Below are 19,125 nucleotides of genomic sequence, written 5' to 3' on the forward strand. Positions count from 1 at the left end.
GGCGTCGCCAACGCCTCACCGCCGCTGCGGAGGCTGGTGTCGTGCGGATCGCCATCGTCACCGAGTCGTTCCTGCCGACGTTCAACGGAGTCACCACGAGCGTCTGCCGGGTGACCGAGTGCCTCCGGGCCGGTGGCCACGACGTGTTGATCGTGGCGCCCCGGCCGGCACCGGCGTCCTACGCGGGATACCCCGTCGTGAGCGTCGCCTCGGTGACGGTCAAGGACTTCCCCCTGGGTATGCCGTCCGGCGAGGTCGAGCCCGTCCTCGCCGGCTTCGCGCCCGACGTCGTCCACGTGGCGTCACCGTTCGTGCTCGGCGCACGCGCGCTCACCGCCACGAGCAGGCTGGGCCTGCCGAGCGTCGCCGTCTACCAGACCGACATGCCGTCGTTCCTCCTCAAGCACGGCCCGCTGCCGGTGGCCAAGGGTGCATCGAAGGCAGCCTGGCGGTGGGTGCGGCACCTGCACGAGAACGCCGACCTGACGCTGGCCCCGTCGACCGCCGCCCTGGAGGACCTGCGCGCGCACGGTGTGCCGCGCACCGCACTGTGGGGGCGCGGCGTCGACACCGGCCTGTTCCACCCGGGGTGGCGGCTCGACGCCGCGACCCAGCGGCTGCGCTCGGGGCTCGCGCCGCGCGGTGAGGCGCTCGTGGGCTACGTCGGCCGGCTCGCCGCGGAGAAGGAGCTCGACCGGCTGGTCCCTGTCGCCGCGCTCCCCGGCACGAGGCTCGTGCTCGTCGGCGACGGTCCCGACCGGGGCCGGCTCGAGGGCCTGCTCACCGAGGCCGCCACCCGCGCCGGCTCGCCGCCACCGGTCTTCCTCGGCCGCCGGGACGGTGACGACCTGGCTCGGGCGTATGCCGCGTGCGACGTCTTCGTGCACACGGGCACCCGGGAGACGTTCGGCCAGACGCTCCAGGAGGCCGCCGCGACCGGGCTGCCGGTCGTGGCCCCCGCCAAGGGTGGCCCGCTCGACCTGGTGGACCACAGCCGCACCGGGCTGCTGTTCGACCCCGACAGCGCGGACGGGCTACGCGACGCCGTCGCCCACCTCGTCGGCGACCGGGTCAAGCGCGAGGCGATGGGGACCGCCGCCCTCGACCGGGTCCGCGGTCGCAGCTGGGCCGCGCTCACCGACCAGCTGCTCGGCCACTACGCCACCGCCCGCGCGAGCCACGCGGCGGCGACCGCCTGAGCCACGCGGCATACGGCACGGGCCACACCCCACGCGGCACCTGCGGCCACGCGGCCACCCCGCGCGAGCCACGCGGCATACCAACTGGTAACCCGGCCTGTCTGGTTTCTCACAGGCGACCGGTTCGTGAGGACGACACGCCGACCGATAACCTGAGCGCTGGCACGACGGCCACGCCTCCGCAAGGACGAGCGACGCCGTGAACACCTTCGCTCGAAAGGGACGCGCACGTGGCGCAGGCAGCAACGGCCCCCAAGGGAGGGGGCACCCTCTACCGCGGCCGGGAAGGCATGTGGTCGTGGGTCGCCCACCGGATCAGCGGGCTCCTCCTCTTCCTCTTCCTCTTCGCGCACGTGCTCGACACCGCGTTGGTCCGTGTCTCGCCGGAGGCCTACAACCAGGTGATGGAGGCGTACAAGAACCCCGTCGTCGGGCTGGGTGAGGCCGGGCTCGTCGCCGCGGTCATCTTCCACGCGCTCAACGGCCTGCGGATCATCGCCGTCGACTTCTGGTCCAAGGGCCCGAAGTTCCAGAAGCAGATGTTCTGGGGTGTCGTCATCGGCTTCGTCGTCCTGTTCGTGCCGTTCGCGATCCGGCACCTGACCAACGTGTTCACGCACTGAAGGGCGCTGACATGACCGCCACCACCGACCAGACGGCGACCGCCGCCACGTCCGCCAAGCTCTCCCCCTACAAGCGCTTCACCCCGACTCGCGGCAACTTCGAGCTGTGGTCCTGGGTCTTCATGCGCGCCAGCGGGATCCTGCTGCTCGTGCTCGTCTTCGGGCACCTCTTCGTCAACCTCATGCTCGGCGAGGGCATCCACGCGATCGACTTCGCGTTCGTCGCCGGCAAGTGGTCGAGCCCGTTCTGGCAGGTCTGGGACATGCTGATGCTCTGGCTGGGCATGCTCCACGGATTCAACGGGGTCCGCACGATCATCAACGACTACACCGAGCGTGAGGGCACCCGCTGGGTGCTCAAGACGCTGCTCGTCGTCGCAACAGTCTTCACGATCGTCCTCGGCACGCTGGTGATCTTCACGTTCGACCCGTGCATCGACCCGAACTCCACCCTCAGCGTCTGCACCAAGTAAGGACGAGAGACCGAATGCAGATCCACAAGTACGACGTCGTCATCGTCGGCGCGGGCGGTGCCGGCATGCGCGCGGCGCTCGAGTCGAGCAAGCGCGCCCGGACCGCCGTCCTCACCAAGCTCTACCCCACCCGCTCGCACACCGGTGCGGCGCAGGGTGGCATGTGCGCGGCCCTCGCGAACGTCGAGGAGGACAACTGGGAGTGGCACACCTTCGACACGGTCAAGGGTGGTGACTACCTCGTCGACCAGGACGCCGCGGAGATCATGTGCCGTGAGGCGATCGACGCGGTCATCGACCTCGAGAAGATGGGCCTGCCGTTCAACCGCACGCCCGAGGGCAAGATCGACCAGCGCCGGTTCGGTGGGCACACCCGCAACCACGGTGAGGCCGCGGTGCGCCGCTCCTGTTTCGCCGCCGACCGCACCGGCCACATGATCCTCCAGACGCTCTACCAGAACTGCGTCAAGCAGGACGTCGAGTTCTTCAACGAGTACTACGTCCTCGACCTGCTCATGAACACCGGCCCGGACGGCATCGAGCGCACCGCCGGTGTCGTGGCCTACGAGCTCGCGACCGGTGAGCTGCACGTCTTCCAGGCCAAGTCGGTCGTCTTCGCGACCGGCGGCGCGGGCAAGGTCTTCAAGACCACGTCCAACGCCCACACCCTCACCGGTGACGGCATGGGCGTCGCGTTCCGCCGCGGCCTGCCGCTGGAGGACATGGAGTTCTTCCAGTTCCACCCGACCGGCCTCGCCGGTCTCGGCATCCTGCTGTCGGAGGCGGCCCGCGGTGAGGGCGGCATCCTGCGCAACGCCGACGGCGAGCGGTTCATGGAGCGCTACGCCCCCACCATCAAGGACCTCGCCCCGCGCGACATCGTCGCCCGGTCGATGGCCAACGAGGTGCGCGAGGGCCGCGGCGCCGGCCCGAACAAGGACTACGTCCTGCTCGACCTGACCCACCTCGAGCCGGCGCACATCGACGCCAAGCTGCCCGACATCACCGAGTTCGCGCGCACCTACCTCGGCGTCGAGCCCTACACCGAGCCGGTCCCGGTCTACCCGACGGCGCACTACGCCATGGGCGGCGTGCCGACCAACGTCGAGACCGAGGTGCTGCGCAACAACACCGACGTCGTGCCCGGCCTGTATGCCGCGGGCGAGGTCGCGTGCGTGTCCGTGCACGGCTCGAACCGCCTCGGCACCAACAGCCTCCTGGACATCAACGTCTTCGGGCGCCGCGCCGGCATCGCTGCGGCGGAGTATGCCGTGGACGCACCGTGGGTGGACCTCCCCGAGAACCCCGAGTGGCTGGTCGAGGGCATGGTCGAGGGCATCCGCGGCCGCGAGAGCGGCGAGCGGGTCGTCGACCTGCGCAAGGCGCTGCAGGAGACCATGGACCGCAACGTCCAGGTGTTCCGCACCGAGGCCTCCATGAAGGAGGCGCTGGGCGTGATCGAGGAGCTCAAGGAGCGCTACGCAAACGTCGTGGTGCAGGACAAGGGCAGGCGTTACAACACCGACCTGCTCGAGGCGATCGAGCTCGGCTTCCTCATCGAGCTCGCCGAGGTCATCACCCTCGGTGCCCTGGCCCGCAAGGAGTCCCGCGGCGGCCACTTCCGTGAGGACTACGAGGCCCGCGACGACGTGAACTTCATGCGTCACACGATGGCCTACCGGCCGCCCGTGACCGTCGAGGAGGAGTCGCCCAGCGCCCCGTTCGCCGATGAGGTGACGCTCGACTACAAGGCCGTGACCGTGACCCGCTACCAGCCGATGGAGCGCAAGTACTGATGACCGCCACCGCCACCCAGCCCAGCAGCGACGAGCAGAAGGCCGGCGCCGTCCCGACCTTCACGGTCACGCTCAAGGTCCAGCGCTACAACCCCGAGGTCGACGAGGCACCGCACTTCGAGACCTACGAGGTGACGGCGCACGCCACGGACCGCGTCCTCGACGCGCTGCACCAGATCAAGTGGGAGCAGGACGGCTCGCTGACCTTCCGCCGGTCCTGCGCGCACGGTGTGTGCGGCTCGGACGCCATGCGGATCAACGGCAAGAACCGGCTCGCCTGCAAGACTCTCATCAAGGACGTCAACCCGGACAAGCCGATCACCGTCGAGCCGATCAAGGGCCTGCCCCTCGAGAAGGACCTCGTGGTCGACATGGAGCCGTTCTTCGACGCCTACCGCGAGATCCAGCCGTTCCTCATCACCAACGGCCACGAGCCGACGCGCGAGCGCATCCAGAGCCAGGCCGACCGCGACCGCTTCGACGACACGACCAAGTGCATCCTGTGCGCCGCCTGCACGACGAGCTGCCCGGTCTTCTGGAACGACGGCCAGTACTTCGGCCCGGCGGCGATCGTCAACGCGCACCGGTTCATCTTCGACAGCCGTGACGACGGCGGGTCGCAGCGCCTGGAGATCCTCAACGACAAGGAAGGCGTGTGGCGCTGCCGCACGACCTTCAACTGCACCGATGCCTGCCCGCGCGGCATCCAGGTCACCAAGGCGATCCAGGAGGTCAAGCGGGCCCTCCTCACGAGCCGGTTCTGATCCGGGCCCAGCGCCGCCACGAGGCGGTATGCCGCGGACGCCTGCGCAGGGCGGCCGCGGCTTCGCTGTGTGCGGGGGTGGCGCTGCTCACCGCCGTGACGGCCTCGCCGCAGGCCGCGGTGGCGGCGACCACCCCACCACCGACCCCCGGCACCACGACGACGTCCGGCGGCAAGCCGACGACCAGGACGCCGACGCTGCCGGTGCCCAGGAACACGGTGGTGCCCGAGCTCGCCGTCGGTGGCGAGAAGCTCGCGTCCACGGGTGTCGTCACTGACCTGCCCGCCGGTGTGCCGGCACCTCCCGCCCTCAAGGACGTCTCGTGGGTGCTGGCCGACCTCGACACCGGTGACGTGGTCGCGGCCAAGGCACCGCACGCCCGGCTGCTGCCCGCCAGCACGCTCAAGACCCTGACGGCGCTCACCCTGATCCCCAAGGTGCCGAGCACCACGGTCATCAAGGCCACGCCCGAGGACGCGGCGGCCGACGGCACCCGGGTCGGCCTGGTGCCGGGTCTCCCCTACACCGGCAAGCAGCTGTTCCAGGCGCTGCTCATGTCCTCGGGCAACGACGCGGCATACGCCCTCGCGGGGGCCGGCGGCGGGCGTGACCAGGTGCTCGCCGAGATGAACGCGGTCGCGGCCAACCTGGGCGCCCACGACACCGTGGCCAAGGACCCCTCCGGTCTCGACGCCCCCGGGCAGACCAGCAGCGCCTACGACCTCGCCCTGATCGGACGGGCAGCGTTGCAGCTGAAGGACTTCCGCGCCTACGTCACGACCAAGCAGGCCGTCTTCCCCGGCACGCTCAACGCCAAGACGAAGAAGCGCGGCACCTACAAGATCTCCAACCACAACACGCTGCTCTACAACTACCCCGGCACGATCGGCGTGAAGAACGGCTACACCCAGGCCGCGCACCGCACGTTCATCTCCGCGGTGACGCGCGGCGGCAAGACCTACCTGCTCAGCGAGATGTACGGCCTCGACAACTCCTGGCGTCCCCAGGCGGCGATGTACGACTGGGCCTTCAAGTACGGTGCCACGGCTCGCCCGGTGGGCCGGCTGGTCGACCCCGGTGAGGTGCCCACCGCCCCGAAGCCCACGCCGACGGCGACCCCCACCGCTCCGGCGGCCCCCGAGCCGGCCGGCCCGCTCGGCGCGGCCGGGGCCGCCGTCGTGCCGCGGCATACCGACTCGTCTTCACCGGTCACGTTGACGTGGAAGGTGCACCCGGCGTGGCTGGCCGCCCCCGCGGGTGCGCTGGCGCTGCTGGCCCTGTGGTTCGCCGCGTGGCGCTCACGGCGGCGTCGCCACCGCGGACGGCACCGCCTCAGCGGCGCCTGACCAGCGCCCGTATGCCGCGTCGCGCGGTGCCGAGGGCGAAGGCGCCGACCGCGCCGAGCACCGCCCCTGCAGCGAGCGTCGCCCGGTCTCCCGCCCGCGGCCCGAAGGTGGGCAGCCCCGCATCCGTGCGCTCGCGGTAGGTGGCGAGCGGTTCGGGAGCCGGGCCCTCCATCGCCTTGTGCTCCATGCCGTCGCTCGTGTCGCGGCCGGTGCCGGCGTCGAGGTCGTTGGCCGCCCAGGACGCCGACAGCAGGAGCGCCCGCGCGATGAAGTTGAGGTAGACGAGCAGCGCCGCCGGGATCGCGACGGCGGCCAGCGCGTTGTTGTTGAGCGTGCCGGACAGCAGCTGGGTGCTGAAGACCTGGATCAGGGTGAGCAGCACGCCACCGGCGATGGCGCCGTTGCGCAACCCGTCCCACGGCAGTGGGACCCCGGACAGCAGCCGCAGCAGCAGCGCGACGATGAAGGTGTTGAGCAGCAGCTGGGCCAGGATGCCGATCACCGTGAACAGCCAGCCCTGGCCGCTCAGGCCCACGAGGCCGGCCAGCCACTCGGCCACCCCGTTGGCCGCGGTCGAGACGAGGACCGAGACGACGATGCCGAGACCGATGAGGACGAGCACGCCGAGGTCGCGCAGCTTGGCCAGGACGAAGTTTCCCGGAGTCCCCTCGACACCGAAGATCGCCCGGATGCCCTGCCGGGTGCTGCTCAGCCAGCCCAGGCCTCCCCACAGCAGCGTGGCGAGGCCGGCGACGAACGTGATCGACAGGGTGCGACCGCTCGGCACCGAGAGGGTGATGATGCCCTTCGGGTCATCCGGACCCTGCTTGACGAAACCCGGCAGCTGCTCGTTGATCGCGTCGCGGATGTCGTTGATGAGGCCCGGCTGGTCGCGCAGGACGAGCCCGAACACCGCGAACGCCAGCGCCAGCACGGGGAAGATGGACAGGAACGCGACGTAGGAGATGCCGCCGGCGAGCAGGCCGCCGTTGTGGGTGTTGTAGCGGTCCCACGCGCGGTAGGCCGAGGTGCCCTTGAGCCGGGCGAACCACTTCTTGAGCGTGGTCACTGCCCGCCGCCCCCGTGGGACTGCTCGTGGCTGTCCCGGTTGAGTGCGAACGTGTGGGCGGGACGCCAGACGGCGTCGGCACCGTGCTCGTAGAGGTGGAACTCGGTCACGTCGAAGCGGCACTCGAAGTCGGCGAGGTCGGTGAAGGCTCGGTCGAGCGCGTCCTCGGGGACGTGGTGGGCCACCGTGACGTGCGGGTGGTAGTAGAAGTCGAGCTCGCGCTCCAGCGGGCCCCGTCGCACGGAGCGCTCCAGCATCTCGCACTCCGCGAGGCCACCGGACACCTGCACGAAGACGACGGGCGACACCGGCCGGAACGTGCCGGTGCCGCGCAGCACCATGGGAAAGGCGTGCCCGGCCTCGGCCACCGCCTGCAGGTGCTCGGTCACCTCGCCCATGGCCGCGTCGTCGACCTCGGTCGGCGGCAGCAGCGTCACGTGCGTGGGGATGGAGTCGGCCAGGGGGTCGCCGTAGGACGCCCGCTTGGCCTGGAGCAGCTCGGCATACGGGGAGGGAATGGCGATCGACACGCCGATGGTCGGCACGGTCGCGACCCTACCGAACAGCAGCGGCGAGCAGGCCGACCCGTTCGCGCACGCGCGTCATCGTCGCGGTGGCGACCTCACGCGCCCGGTCGGCCCCGTCGGCGAGGATGCGGTCGAGCTCGGTCTCGTCGGCGAGCAGCTCGCGCATGCGCTCCTGGAACGGCGTCAGCGCCTCCACGACCACCTCGGCCACCTCCTTCTTGAGGTCGCCGTAACCCTTGCCCGCAAAGGCCTCTGCGACCTGCTGGACCGGCGTGCCGGAGAGCACGGAGTGGATGACGAGCAGGTTGGAGACGCCCGGCTTGGCCTGGGGGTCGTAACGGATCTCGGTGTCGGTGTCGGTCACCGCCGAGCGGATGTTCTTGGCGATCTTGGCAGGGTCCTGCATGAGGTCGATGAGGCCCTTGGGGCTCGAGCCGGTCTTGCTCATCTTCGCCTCGGGCTCCTGGAGGTCCATGATCTTGGCCGACTCCTTGACGATGTAGGCGTCGGGCACGACCAGGGTCTCGCCGAAGCGGTGGTTGAACCGCTCGGCGAGGTCGCGGGTGATCTCGAGGTGCTGGCGCTGGTCCTCGCCGACTGGCACGTATGCCGCGTCGTACATGAGGATGTCCGCGGCCATGAGCATGGGGTAGGTGAGCAGGCCGACGTTGGCGTTCTGGCCCTTGGCGACCTTGTCCTTGAACTGGGTCATGCGCCGCGCCTCGCCGTCGGCGGTGAGGCAGTTCATGACCCAGCCGAGCTCGGCGTGCTCGGCGACGTGGCTCTGGCAGAACACCGCCGACCGCTTGGGGTCGACGCCGCCGGCGATGAACTGGGCCGCCGTCACGCGGGTGCGGCGGCGCAGCACCTCGGGGTCGGTCGGCACGGTGAGCGCGTGCAGGTCGGCGACGAAGTAGAAGGCGTCGAACTCGTCCTGGAGCTTGACCCAGTTGACCAGCGCGCCGAGGTAGTTGCCGAGGTGCAGGCTGTCGCTGGTCGGCTGCATGCCGGACAGGATCCGGGGCAGGGCCGTGGGCGTGGACGATTCAGACATGCCCACCATTGTGTCAGGAGCCGTCGCGCGGATTTCCGGGGTCACCCCTTGGTCGCACCCAGGGTGAGCCCGGCGACGAACTGCTTCTGCAGCAGGAAGAAGATGATGAGCGTCGGCAGCGCGATCACCACGGAGCCGGCAGCCACGAGGTTGTTGTCGGTGAAGAACTGGCCGCGCAGGTTGTTGAGCGAGCTGGTGACCGGGAACTTGTCGCCGGACTGCAGCAGGACCGTCGCCCAGAAGAACTCGTTGTAGATCCAGGTGACCTCGAGCGTGGCGAGCGCCGCCAGCGGCGGCCGGCACAACGGCAGCGTGATCTGGAAGAACTGGCGCAGCACACTGGCCCCGTCGACGACGGCGGACTCGTAGAGCTCGCGCGGCAGCGTCTTCATGTAGTTGGAGAGCACGAACGCGCAGAAACCGGTCTGGAACGCGACGTTGACCGCGATGAGCCCCGAGTAGCTGTTGAGCAGCGTGCCCGACTCGCTGAACCAGAACGGCACCTCGATCGCGCGGAACATCCGGTAGACGGGGATGAGCAGCGCCTGGGGCGGCAGCAGGTTGGCCGCGGTGAAGAGCCCGAGCAGGAACAGGTTGAGCTTGAACGAGAAGCGCGCGACCACGAAGGCGATGCAGCACGACAGGAAGAGGGTGAGGATGACGGCGGGGACGGTGATGTATGCCGAGTTGAGCATCGTGTGCGAGAAGTTCGCCTGCGCCCACGCGTCCTTGTAGTTCTGGAGGGTGAACCCGCCGAACGAGAAGTAGCCGTGCTTGGACGTGTAGTCGTAGTCACGCAGGCTGCCCAACACGGCATACAGGACCGGGAAGAGCCAGACCACGGCGACGACCGCGAGGAAGGTCTGGACCGCCCACCGCGATCCCCCGGAACCGGCGGGTCTGGGCGCGCGGCTCGGCTCGAGCACGTTCTTCCCGGGTGCTGCCGCCTGGGGCAGCTCACTGGCGGCGGTCATCGTTGCTCCCTCATGACGATGCGCAGGTAGATGACGATGAAGACGGACGAGATCAACAGCATCAGGGTGGCCAGCGCCGACCCGAAGCCGATGCGGCTCGCCTCACCGACGATGTTGGTGGTGACCAGCGTCGAGATCAGCTCGAGGCCGTTGCGGCCCTTGTTGATCACCCAGACCAGGTCGAACGCGCGCAGTGACTCGATCACGGTCACGACGAGCACGATGATGTTGATCGGTGCCATGACGGGGAAGACGACCTTGAAGAAGGTCGTGCGCTCGTTCGCGCCGTCGACCCGGGCGGCCTCGCGCAGCGTCGGGTCGACGCCCTTGAGCCCGGCCAGGTAGAGCAACATGATGTAGCCGACGTGGCGCCAGCTGGAGGCGACGAGCGCCGCCCACAGGTTGTAGCGCGGGTCGCCGTACCAGTCGATGGTGCTGCCGGTGAGCTGGTTGATGAACCCTTGGTCGCGGCTGTAGATGAGCTGCCAGATGAAGCCGACGAGGGCCAGCGAGAGCACCACCGGGAGGTAGATCGCCGTCTGGTAGAAGCGCGAACCGCGCATCTGGCGGTCGAGCAGGACGGCGAGGAAGATCCCGAGCGGCGTGGCCACGAGGAACATCACCGCGAGCCAGATCAGGTTGTGCTGCACCGCCGGCCAGAACGGCGGGTAGATGGTGAAGACGTCCTGGTAGTTCTTGACCCCCACCGGCTTGGCCGACGAGAGTGGGCCGATGCCGTCCCAGTTGGTGAAGGACAGCAGCACGGACCCGACCGCGGGGAACCACACCAGCCAGACGACCAGGAGGGTGGGGATCGCCACCATCAGCCCGACGACGATGCGGTCGACGGGGCTGAGGTGGTCGATCCCCTTGTACTTCGAACGTGCCACGAGGTGCTCCGTCGATCGTCAGCTGGTGAAGATGCTCTTCTTCTGGTTCTCGATCGAGTTGCAGAGCCCGTTGATGTCCTTGGGGTTCTTGATGAAGCTCTGGATCGCCGGGATCATCACGGTCGACGCGAAGTCGGGGCGGGTGTCGCGGTCCATGAACTGCGCGATCGACTTGGCGGACTTCACGAACTCCACCGACTTCTTCTGCAGGGCGGTGTAACCGGACTGGTCGGCCTCGGAGCTCGTCGCGATGACGCTGGGGTCGGCCTTGACCGCGATGCCCTGCGCCTCGGGACCGCCGAGGTAGCCGAGCAGCTTCTTGGCGCCGGCCTCGTTCTTCGGCCGCTTGGACATCATGAAGCCGTCGATGGGGGCCTCGATGGCGTCGGCGCCGATGGTGCTGTCGATCTCGGGGAAGTTGAAGAAGTCGAGGTCGTCCTGCTCCGAGGCGTCGAACTGCTGGGCCACGAACGAGCCGAGCAGGTAGGTGCCGGCCTTCTTCTGCTGCAGAGCCTGGGCGGCCTCCTGCCACGTGCGGCCGAGGGCGTCGGGCTGCTGGATGTCGAACAGGCCGGCCCAGGTGTCGAAGACCTTCTTGACCTTGTCGCTGTTCCAGGCCTCTTTGCCCGCCATCAGGCTGACGTGGAAGTCGTAGCCGTTGATGCGCAGGTTGAGCTGGTCGAAGGTGCCCATGGCGGGCCAGCCGTCCTTGTCGCCGAAGGCGATCGGGACAAGCCCGTCCTGCTTCATCTTCGCGCCGAGCGTCTTGAACTCGTCGAGGGTCTTGGGGATCTCGTAGCCCTTCTCCTGGAAGACGCTCTTGCGGTAGAAGACGGCCCACGGGTAGTAGGTGAACGGCATGAAGTACTGCTTGCCGTCCTCACCGGTGGAGGACTTCTGAGGGCGTCGGACATGCCCTTGACGTCCTTCCAGACGTCGCTGATGTCGCCGATGAGGCCCTTGCTGGCGAAGAACTGCATGCGGTAGCCGGCGAACCACGTGAACACGTCGTCGGGCGAACCCTGCAGGTAGTTGTTGATGTTCTCCTGGAACGTGTTGTGGTCGATCGTGTTGATCTTGACCGAGAGGCCGGAGTTCGCCTTGGCGAAGCTGTCCATGACCGCCTGGTATGCCGCCTTGGGCTTGGCGTCGGACTGGTTCGACCCGAAGGTGATGGTGCCGCTCGCCTTGCCACCGGCGCCACTGTCGCCGCCGCCGCAGGCCGCGAGGAGGGCAGGCATGGTGAGCAGGGCTCCCGCACCGGCGGCGCCGCGCAGGAGGGTCCGGCGGCTCAGACCGCGCACGGACTCCGGGGTCAGGCTGGCGAGGTACTCGGCCTCGGATGCGGGGCGGGTCATCACGGTCTCCTTTGACGTGGGCTTCGACCGCCGGTGGTCTCGTCTCACAGAATCGATCAGAAACCACCAACGCAAGAGTGAGAATGTCCGTCTCCGACGAGCCTGTCAAGGGGCTCGCCGGAACGCGGACGGGATATCTCGATCACGGACGGATCGGCTCCTTCCGCTCAACCGCAACGCATTTCACCCCCTGACAGCCAACGCCGAGCACAACTGCGCAGGGCCATCGACACCGCCGACCACCCGTGTTTGATTGTGTTGACAAATGTGTGGGCGTTCCAGACACTGGCCGTCATGCGCTCATGGCCGAGTGACCGGATCGCCTTTGGCGGCGACTACAACCCCGAGCAGTGGCCCCGCGAGACCTGGGCCGAGGACATGGCTCTGATGCGGGAGGCCGGGGTCAGCTTCGTGTCGCTCGGGATCTTCTCGTGGTCCTGGCTCGAACCGGCCAAGGGCGAGTACGAGTTCGGCTGGCTCGACGAGATCATGGACCTCCTGCACGCCAACGGCATCGCTGTCGACCTGGCCACCGCCACGGCGACTCCCCCGCCGTGGCTCTCGGCCGCGCACCCGGAGATGCTGCCGGTCGACCACGAGGGGCACACCCTGTGGCCGGGCAGCCGCCAGGCCTGGTGCCCCAGCTCGCCTGTCTTCCGCGAGTACGCCCTGGCCCTGACCCGCGAGCTCGGCCGCCGCTACCACGACCACCCGGCCCTGGCCCTGTGGCACGTCTCGAACGAGTACGCCTGCCACAACGTCCCCTGCTACTGCGACACCTGCGCAGCCGAGTTCCGGGTGTGGCTGCGTCGCCGCTACCCCGACCTGGACGCGATCAACGACGCGTGGGGCACCGCCTTCTGGAGCCAGCGCTACACCGAGTGGGACCAGATCCTGCCGCCGCGCAAGACGACGACCTTCGCCAACCCCACCCAGCTGCTGGACTACCGCCGGTTCCAGTCCGACCAGCTGCTCGACTTCTACCGCGCCGAGAAGGCCGTCCTCGCCGAGACCAGCCCCGGCGTCCCCGTGACGACGAACTTCATGACCCTCACCAGCTTCCGTCACCTCGACTACAACCAGTGGGCCCCCGACCAGGACGTCGTCAGCACCGACCACTACCTCGTCGCCAGCCTCGACGACCCGGCCGCCGAGCTGTCGTTCTCCGCCGACCTCACGAGGGGCATCGCCGGCGGCCGGCCCTGGATGCTCATGGAGCACTCCACCAGCGCCGTCAACTGGCAGCCGGTCAACCCCGCCAAGGCTCCGGGCGAGATGACCCGCAACAGCCTCGCCCACGTCGCCCGCGGCGCCGACTCCCTCGGGTTCTTCCAGTTCCGCCAGTCCCGTGCGGGCGCAGAGAAGTTCCACTCCGCCCTCGTCCCCCACGCCGGCCGCGACAGTGACCGGTTCCGCGAGGTGGCAGCGCTCGGCGCCCTCGCCGGCCGCCTCGGCGAGGTGGTCGGCAGCACCGTGACCTCGTCGGTCGCCATCCTGTTCGACTACCAGTCGAACTGGGCCGCTCAGGGGCCGTGCATGCCGTCTGCGGACCTCGACCCGGTCACCATGGCGACCACGGTCCACCGGCTCCTGCGCGAACGGGGCATCGCCGCGGACGTCGTGCACCCGGGTGCCGACCTCGCGGCATACGACGTGGTCGTCGTCCCGACCCTGTATGCCGTGAGCGACGAGCACGCGGCGGCCGTCGCCGCCGCGGCGGAGCGGGGCGCGCAGGTGCTCGTCACCTACTTCTCCGGCATCAGCGACCTCGATGACCACGTCCGTCTCGGCGGCTACCCGGGCGCGTTCCGCGACCTGCTGGGAGTGCGGACGGAGGAGTTCTACCCGCTGGTGGCCGGGGACGCCGTCGCGCTCGGCACGGGCACGGGGACGCGGTGGTCCGAGCACCTCACCAGCACCGGAGCAGAGGTGGTGGACAGCTACGCCGACGGACCCCTCGCCGGGCGACCCGCGATCACCCGCCGGCCCGTCGGCTCAGGCGCCGCGTGGTACCTCTCGACCTCACCCGACGACCACACGCTCGGCGCGCTACTCGACCGGATCGTCTCGGACGCGGGCGTCCGGCCGGTCGCCGACGTCCCTGCGGGCGTCGAGGCCGCTCGCCGCAGCGCTGAGGGCGGGGCCTCGTGGCTGTTCCTGCTCAACCACACCGGCCAGGAGCAGGTGGTACCCGCGAGTGGGCACGACCTCGTGGCCGACGCGGCGGTCGACGGCCAGGTGACGCTGGCGCCGGGCGGCGTCGCCGTCGTCCGGGAGGGCTGAGGATGCTGGCGGGCCAGCGACGCAACCACATCGCCGAGGTCGTCGAACGCACCGGTGCCGTCCGGGTTTCGGACCTGGTGTCCGAGCTGGGCGTCTCCGACATGACCATCCGGCGCGACATCGACCAGCTCGCCGAACAGGGCCTGGTCGAGCGGGTGCACGGTGGCGCCGTCGCACTCTCGTCCCGCACCAGCGACGAGCCCGGGTTCCGCGCCAAGTCCACGCTCATGACCCGCCAGAAGCAGGCCATCGGCGAGGCGGCCGCGGCGCTGGTCGAGCCGGGTTCCTCGATCGGCATCTCCGCCGGGACCACGACGTACGAGCTGGCCCGCGCCGTGCGCTCGGTGCCGGACATCACCGTCGTCACCAACTCGGTGCCGGTCGCCCAGCTGCTGCACGAGTCGGGCACACCGGGCCAGACCGTGGTGCTCACCGGCGGGGTCCGCACTCCGTCCGACGCGCTCGTCGGTCCGGTCGCGGTCGCCGCGCTGCGATCCCTGCACGTGGACCTGCTCTTCCTCGGCGCCCACGGGGTCGACCCGCAGGCGGGCCTCACGACGCCGAACCTGGTCGAGTCCGAGACCAACCGTGCGCTCGTGGCCTGCGCCCGCCGCACCTGCGTCCTCGTCGACCACACGAAGTTCGGCGTCGTCGGCCTCAGCACCTTCCTCGCCCTGGCAGACGTCGAGGTGCTCGTCACCGACGACGAGCTGTCGTCGCGGACCCGCGCCTCGGTCGCCGACGCGGTGGGCACCCTGGTCACCGCGAAACGCCAGCGCATCCCCGGCCGCCTGCGGACCGGCTCGTGAGCCATGCTGGTCCGGTGACTGGACACGACAGGGTCGATGCCGCGAACGCGTTGTTCGAGCGCCACCTCGGTGGGACCCCCGACGGCGTGTGGTCGGCCCCCGGCCGGGTCAACCTCATCGGCGAGCACACCGACTACAACGCCGGCCTCTGCCTGCCGATCGCGTTGCCACAGCGGACGTTTGCGGCCGTGCGGCGCCGAGACGACACACTCCTGAAGATGGTGTCCGACCTGGACGGAGCGGTCGTCGAGGTCGACCTGTCCGAGGTCGCACCCGACCGCCCCGGCGGGTGGTCCGCCTACGTCGCCGGAGTGCCGTGGGCCCTGCGCAGGGCCGGGTATGCCGTGGAGTCCGGTTTCGACGTCGCCGTCACCAGTGCGGTGCCGGTCGGCGCCGGGCTGTCGAGCTCGGCCGCCCTGGAGTGCGCGATGGGTGCCGCGGTCAGCGACCTCGTCGACCTCGGGCTCCTGGCCGACGACGACGCGCGCAGCGCCCTGGCCGCGGCCTGCGTCGAGGCCGAGAACACCATCGCCCAGGCCCCGACCGGGGGCATGGACCAGTCGGCGTCGATGCTCGGGCAGTCCGGGCACGCGCTGCTCCTGGACTGTCGCGACCTCACCCACGAGCAGGTGCCGTTCGACCTGGCGTCGGCCGGCCTGGCGCTGCTCGTCGTGGACACCCGAGCCGAGCACGCCCTCGTCGACGGACAGTACGCCGAGCGGCGCGCCAGTTGCGAGCAGGCCGCCCAGGAGCTCGGCGTCCCGACCTTGCGCGAGGTGTCGGTGGACGAGCTCGACAGTGCGCTGCCGCGGTTGTCCTCCGACCTCCTGCGCAAGCGAGCCCGGCACGTCGTCACCGAGATCGACCGCGTCGTCCGCGCGCGGGAAGCGTTGCGGCGAGACGACTTCGACGAACTCGGCCGGTTGTTCCTGCAGTCACACGCCTCGATGCGCGACGACTTCGAGATCTCCGTCGACGAGCTCGACACCGTGGTCGAGGCCGCCGTGGCCGCGGGCGCCCTGGGTGCGCGCATGACGGGTGGCGGGTTCGGTGGCTCCGCCATCGCACTCGTCCGCGCCGACGCAGTCGATGAGGTCTCGGCTGCGGTGTTGGAAGCCTTCTCCCGCAAGGGTTTCCGCGCGCCCGACCCGTTTGCGGTCACCGCGGCCGAATCTGCGCACCGCGACACCTGACAAGCCCGGCACTTGCGCGCGGTTCAGCGCGCGGAGGTCAGGGCCTCACCGGCTGCGAACACGTCGAGCACCACGTTGACGGCACCGATCGCACCGTTGCTCGCCGTGCTGTAGGTCGCCTGGCGTCCGTCGGCCACGACCACGGAGATGCCACCGGCAACTCGGGCCCCTGCGCCCGGCGACAGCGCGACCGCCGTGCCGTCCGCCACGCCGAAGGCGAGCTGCGTCGGGTCGGCCATGGTCGCGGCATACAAGCGGCCCCAACGGTATTCGCTCGTCAGGCTGGGCACGATGCTCGCCGACACGAGGCCGAGTCCGGGCTGCCACTGCGCGTCGTCGGCACGGAACGCTGCGATGCCCTGGTCCTCCACGGTGCTCGAGGTCGGGTCGGCCTTGGGCGACCAGCGGGCGCCGACGGCGGCCGCCATGTGGTCGTCGGCGAGGAAGGCGGGCGCGGTGCGGGCGGCCCCACCCACCCAGCTCCGGAACGACGCGTCACCCATCGCCGGCGCCAACGTGGTCGCGTCCGCGGCGGTCACCACGACACCGGCAGCACCGGCGAGGTCAGGAGCAGTCCAGCCCGGTCCGTAGGTCGAGGTCACGACCGACCCGGCCCAGCCGGCGGTCTTGAGGGCCGCGGCATACGCCTGGGCGGTCGCGGTGTCACCGGACGAGGCCGACACGACGACGATGCGCGACTGCTTCGGCGAGGCGACGCCGGCCGACGCGGTGCGCACGAAGTCGGGCAGCGCACCGTCCTTGACCGCACCGTCGAGCAGCCCACCACCGAGGTAGGTCGTGCCCGTGCCGGGTGCCGAGGGCGCACGCCACCCGGTGGGGGCCGGCGGGGCGACCGGCGCACCGTCGATGCTCGGGGTGCGCGTCGTCATGTCGTATGCCGCCGTGCCCGGCGTGAGCAGGTGGGTGAGGACGTTGCGCGCCGAGAGCAGGGCGAGCGGGCCGACCCACTGGTGGGTGGCGTTCAGGGTCTCGAAGTCGACGACCGCCGCCGAGCTTGCGCCGAAGACGCCGCTCAGGGTGGTGTCGTCGTCGGCGCGGACACCGGTCGCGTAGTCGACGCCGACCCCGAGACGCGACTGACCGGCATACCTCTCGTCGCTCGTGGCGATCGTCGACAGCAGCCGCCCGAAACGACCACGCTGGTAGAAGTGCTGGTCGAAGATCGCGCGCTGCGACCCGAACGACAACCCGCGCTCGAGGTCAGGGTCGTCACCCCACCACATGAGGGTGCTGCCCTGCCGCAGGCCGTCGGCCGGTCCGAGCTTGCCCGTGAACCCGTTGATCATGTTGCGCGACTCGACCGCGGCGCCCGCGCTCGTGCCGCCCAGCGCGACACCGCGGGTCACGGCGCGCTCCATCGCCTGCTCGGCGGGCGAGCCGGCCAGCACCTGCATCGCGATGCCCTGGTCGCCGCCGAGGACGTAGATGCCGTCGGTGGAGGGCGCGTCGAAGATCGTGCTGTTGGCCGGGTTCATCGCGTCCTTGCGGTTCAGCAGGACGGCCAGCGTGGCGGTGCAGCCGGTGTAGGGCGGCGGCACGACGGAGTCGCAGATGGCGTCGATCTGGTCGGTGCGCTGCTGGGCCAGGGCGAGGTTCTCGGCGCGGTCCTTGGCCTTGTCTCCGTAGGAGCTCGGCACGACGACGAGGTCGACGGTCGGGCCGCTCGCCCCCTCGGCGGCGATGCGCGAGAAACCCTCGAGCGAGGGCCGCTCGTAGCCACCGCCGATCGGCACGAGCGTGCCCGTGGGCGGGGCCGCCCCAGCCGGTGCCACGGCGACGACGGCGGGCACCACGAGGGTGACGACACAGGCGGACAGGGCGGTGCGGACGGTGCGCCTCATGAGGGCAACGTAGCCCGGTTCGGGTGCCCGCAGCGCGCTGAGCAGCGACTTTTCGGTGGGCGGACCCGGCTGGTGCGGCCTGCGGCGGGCGGCTCAACCGAGGTCGTAGTCGACGACCACCGCGGCGTGGTCGGACCAGCGCTGGTCGTATGCCGCCGCGCGGCCGGCCCACGCGGTCGTCGCCCGCCGGGCGAGCGGTGCGCTCGCGAGCTGGTAGTCGATGCGCCACCCCGAGTCGTTGTCGAACGCCTGCCCACGCCACGACCACCACGTGTACGGGCCCGGGCCGGGGCCGTGGTGGGCCCGGTGCACGTCGACCCACGCGCCCCCGTCGAACCAGCGGTCGAGGTAGGCCCGCTCGTCGGCGAGGAACCCGGACTTCTTGAGGTTGCCCTTCCAGTTCTTCAGGTCGTGCTCGTGGTGGGCGATGTTGAGGTCGCCGGTCACCACGGCGAGCGCACCTGCCGCGGCCCACCCCTGCAAGCGGGCCGTCAGCGCGTCGAGGAAGCGGTACTTCTCGGCCTGCCGATCGGTGCCGGCCTCCCCGGTGTGGACGTAGGTCGACGCGACCGTCACGATGCCGGCCGGGGTGTCCAGGTCGGCCTCGACCCAGCGGCCGGCGCCGTCGAACTCGACTGGCCCGACCGACGTCGAGACGCGCAGCTGCGGGTCACGGCTGACGACCGCGACAACGGCGCGCCCCTTCGACTCCGCCTCGGTGTGCGCGACGTGCCACCCCACGAAGCCCCCTTCGTCGAGCACCGTCCGCAGCTGCTCGTCGCTGGCCCGCACCTCCTGCAGGCACAGGACGTCGGGTTGCTGCTCGGCCAGCCACTGCAGGCCGCCTCGGCGGGCGGCGGCGCGAATCCCGTTGACGTTGGCGCAGATCAGTCGCACGCCGCATA

18 protein-coding genes are annotated in these 19,125 nt (G+C 70.1%); 9 read left to right on the forward strand and 9 right to left on the reverse strand.

Going from position 1 to position 19,125, the window contains the following annotated elements; genetic code table 11:
- The first annotated feature begins 41 nt into the window (after window positions 1–41).
- The 6 genes from HJG52_RS10760 (at window position 42) to HJG52_RS10785 (ending at window position 6,201) form a co-directional block, all read left to right on the forward strand.
- Window positions 42–1,199 carry a glycosyltransferase family 4 protein gene (locus HJG52_RS10760; protein WP_346767682.1) on the forward strand — a complete coding sequence of 386 codons (1,158 nt, stop codon included), beginning with the start codon at window positions 42–44 and terminating at the stop codon, window positions 1,197–1,199.
- Window positions 1,200–1,429: 230 nt separating this feature from the next.
- Complete coding sequence (gene sdhC / locus HJG52_RS10765) at window positions 1,430–1,822, forward strand: succinate dehydrogenase, cytochrome b556 subunit (protein WP_171243590.1); 393 nt, start codon at window positions 1,430–1,432, stop codon at window positions 1,820–1,822.
- Between the two features lie 11 nt (window positions 1,823–1,833).
- Window positions 1,834–2,295, forward strand: coding sequence for a succinate dehydrogenase hydrophobic membrane anchor subunit (locus HJG52_RS10770; RefSeq protein WP_171243591.1), 462 nt, complete (start codon window positions 1,834–1,836; stop codon window positions 2,293–2,295).
- 14 nt (window positions 2,296–2,309) lie between these two features.
- Complete coding sequence (sdhA, locus tag HJG52_RS10775) at window positions 2,310–4,091, forward strand: succinate dehydrogenase flavoprotein subunit (RefSeq protein WP_171243592.1); 1,782 nt, start codon at window positions 2,310–2,312, stop codon at window positions 4,089–4,091.
- Window positions 4,091–4,855 (forward strand): succinate dehydrogenase iron-sulfur subunit, encoded by a 765-nt coding sequence (locus tag HJG52_RS10780; RefSeq protein WP_171243593.1) that lies wholly within the window; start codon window positions 4,091–4,093, stop codon window positions 4,853–4,855. Before sdhA ends, HJG52_RS10780 begins: the two co-directional genes overlap by 1 nt.
- A 77-nt stretch (window positions 4,856–4,932) precedes the next feature.
- Window positions 4,933–6,201 (forward strand): D-alanyl-D-alanine carboxypeptidase, encoded by a 1,269-nt coding sequence (locus HJG52_RS10785; protein WP_171243594.1) that lies wholly within the window; start codon window positions 4,933–4,935, stop codon window positions 6,199–6,201.
- On the opposite strand, the gene HJG52_RS10790 is transcribed toward HJG52_RS10785, so the two are convergent.
- Genes HJG52_RS10790 through HJG52_RS21280 form a run of 7 tightly spaced genes read right to left on the reverse strand, consistent with a single transcriptional unit; the run spans window position 6,188 to window position 12,073 of the window.
- Window positions 6,188–7,270, reverse strand: a complete 1,083-nt coding sequence (locus HJG52_RS10790) for a YhjD/YihY/BrkB family envelope integrity protein (protein ID WP_171243595.1) — start codon at window positions 7,268–7,270, stop codon at window positions 6,188–6,190. The genes HJG52_RS10785 and HJG52_RS10790 overlap by 14 nt on opposite strands.
- Window positions 7,267–7,815 carry a 2'-5' RNA ligase family protein gene (locus tag HJG52_RS10795; RefSeq protein WP_346767683.1) on the reverse strand — a complete coding sequence of 183 codons (549 nt, stop codon included), beginning with the start codon at window positions 7,813–7,815 and terminating at the stop codon, window positions 7,267–7,269. The genes HJG52_RS10790 and HJG52_RS10795 overlap by 4 nt, the downstream gene beginning before the upstream one ends.
- Before the next feature lie 10 nt (window positions 7,816–7,825).
- Window positions 7,826–8,860 (reverse strand): tryptophan--tRNA ligase, encoded by a 1,035-nt coding sequence (gene trpS, locus HJG52_RS10800; RefSeq protein ID WP_206070510.1) that lies wholly within the window; start codon window positions 8,858–8,860, stop codon window positions 7,826–7,828.
- 32 nt (window positions 8,861–8,892) lie between these two features.
- Window positions 8,893–9,825, reverse strand: coding sequence for a carbohydrate ABC transporter permease (locus HJG52_RS10805; RefSeq protein WP_171243597.1), 933 nt, complete (start codon window positions 9,823–9,825; stop codon window positions 8,893–8,895).
- Window positions 9,822–10,715 carry a carbohydrate ABC transporter permease gene (locus tag HJG52_RS21625; protein WP_346767684.1) on the reverse strand — a complete coding sequence of 298 codons (894 nt, stop codon included), beginning with the start codon at window positions 10,713–10,715 and terminating at the stop codon, window positions 9,822–9,824. Before HJG52_RS21625 ends, HJG52_RS10805 begins: the two co-directional genes overlap by 4 nt.
- Window positions 10,716–10,733: 18 nt before the next feature.
- Window positions 10,734–11,576, reverse strand: coding sequence for an ABC transporter substrate-binding protein (locus HJG52_RS10815; RefSeq protein WP_277352123.1), 843 nt, complete (start codon window positions 11,574–11,576; stop codon window positions 10,734–10,736).
- Entirely contained in the window at window positions 11,462–12,073 is a 612-nt protein-coding gene (locus HJG52_RS21280; RefSeq protein WP_277352124.1) for an extracellular solute-binding protein, read from the reverse strand. Before HJG52_RS21280 ends, HJG52_RS10815 begins: the two co-directional genes overlap by 115 nt.
- A gap of 294 nt (window positions 12,074–12,367) precedes the next feature.
- Between HJG52_RS21280 and HJG52_RS10820 the strand changes: the two genes are divergently transcribed.
- Genes HJG52_RS10820 through galK form a run of 3 tightly spaced genes read left to right on the forward strand, consistent with a single transcriptional unit; the run spans window position 12,368 to window position 16,358 of the window.
- Window positions 12,368–14,356 (forward strand): beta-galactosidase, encoded by a 1,989-nt coding sequence (locus HJG52_RS10820; protein WP_171243598.1) that lies wholly within the window; start codon window positions 12,368–12,370, stop codon window positions 14,354–14,356.
- 2 nt (window positions 14,357–14,358) lie between these two features.
- Window positions 14,359–15,165, forward strand: a complete 807-nt coding sequence (locus tag HJG52_RS10825; protein ID WP_171243599.1) for a DeoR/GlpR family DNA-binding transcription regulator — start codon at window positions 14,359–14,361, stop codon at window positions 15,163–15,165.
- A gap of 14 nt (window positions 15,166–15,179) precedes the next feature.
- Complete coding sequence (galK, locus tag HJG52_RS10830; protein ID WP_171243600.1) at window positions 15,180–16,358, forward strand: galactokinase; 1,179 nt, start codon at window positions 15,180–15,182, stop codon at window positions 16,356–16,358.
- A 23-nt stretch (window positions 16,359–16,381) separates the two neighbouring features.
- Here the strand turns inward: galK and HJG52_RS10835 are convergent, their stop codons facing one another.
- Both HJG52_RS10835 and HJG52_RS10840 read right to left on the reverse strand, forming a co-directional pair.
- Entirely contained in the window at window positions 16,382–18,220 is a 1,839-nt protein-coding gene (locus tag HJG52_RS10835) for a Type 1 glutamine amidotransferase-like domain-containing protein (RefSeq protein ID WP_171243601.1), read from the reverse strand.
- Between the two features lie 93 nt (window positions 18,221–18,313).
- Complete coding sequence (locus HJG52_RS10840) at window positions 18,314–19,117, reverse strand: exodeoxyribonuclease III (RefSeq protein ID WP_171243602.1); 804 nt, start codon at window positions 19,115–19,117, stop codon at window positions 18,314–18,316.
- Window positions 19,118–19,125: the final 8 nt, after the last annotated feature.

Source organism: Knoellia koreensis (assembly GCF_013041615.1).
Taxonomy (GTDB): Bacteria; Actinomycetota; Actinomycetes; order Actinomycetales; family Dermatophilaceae; genus Pedococcus; species Pedococcus koreensis.

Coding starts and splice junctions, on each gene's coding strand:
- HJG52_RS10770 (WP_171243591.1), top strand. CDS start 1,834: ATGACCGCCACCACCGACCAGACGGCGACCGCCGCCACGTCCGCCAAG.
- sdhA (WP_171243592.1), top strand. CDS start 2,310: ATGCAGATCCACAAGTACGACGTCGTCATCGTCGGCGCGGGCGGTGCC.
- HJG52_RS10780 (WP_171243593.1), top strand. CDS start 4,091: ATGACCGCCACCGCCACCCAGCCCAGCAGCGACGAGCAGAAGGCCGGC.
- trpS (WP_206070510.1), bottom strand. CDS start 8,860: ATGGTGGGCATGTCTGAATCGTCCACGCCCACGGCCCTGCCCCGGATC.
- HJG52_RS10805 (WP_171243597.1), bottom strand. CDS start 9,825: ATGACCGCCGCCAGTGAGCTGCCCCAGGCGGCAGCACCCGGGAAGAAC.
- HJG52_RS10815 (WP_277352123.1), bottom strand. CDS start 11,576: ATGCCGTTCACCTACTACCCGTGGGCCGTCTTCTACCGCAAGAGCGTC.
- HJG52_RS21280 (WP_277352124.1), bottom strand. CDS start 12,073: ATGACCCGCCCCGCATCCGAGGCCGAGTACCTCGCCAGCCTGACCCCG.
- HJG52_RS10820 (WP_171243598.1), top strand. CDS start 12,368: ATGCGCTCATGGCCGAGTGACCGGATCGCCTTTGGCGGCGACTACAAC.
- HJG52_RS10825 (WP_171243599.1), top strand. CDS start 14,359: ATGCTGGCGGGCCAGCGACGCAACCACATCGCCGAGGTCGTCGAACGC.
- HJG52_RS10835 (WP_171243601.1), bottom strand. CDS start 18,220: ATGAGGCGCACCGTCCGCACCGCCCTGTCCGCCTGTGTCGTCACCCTC.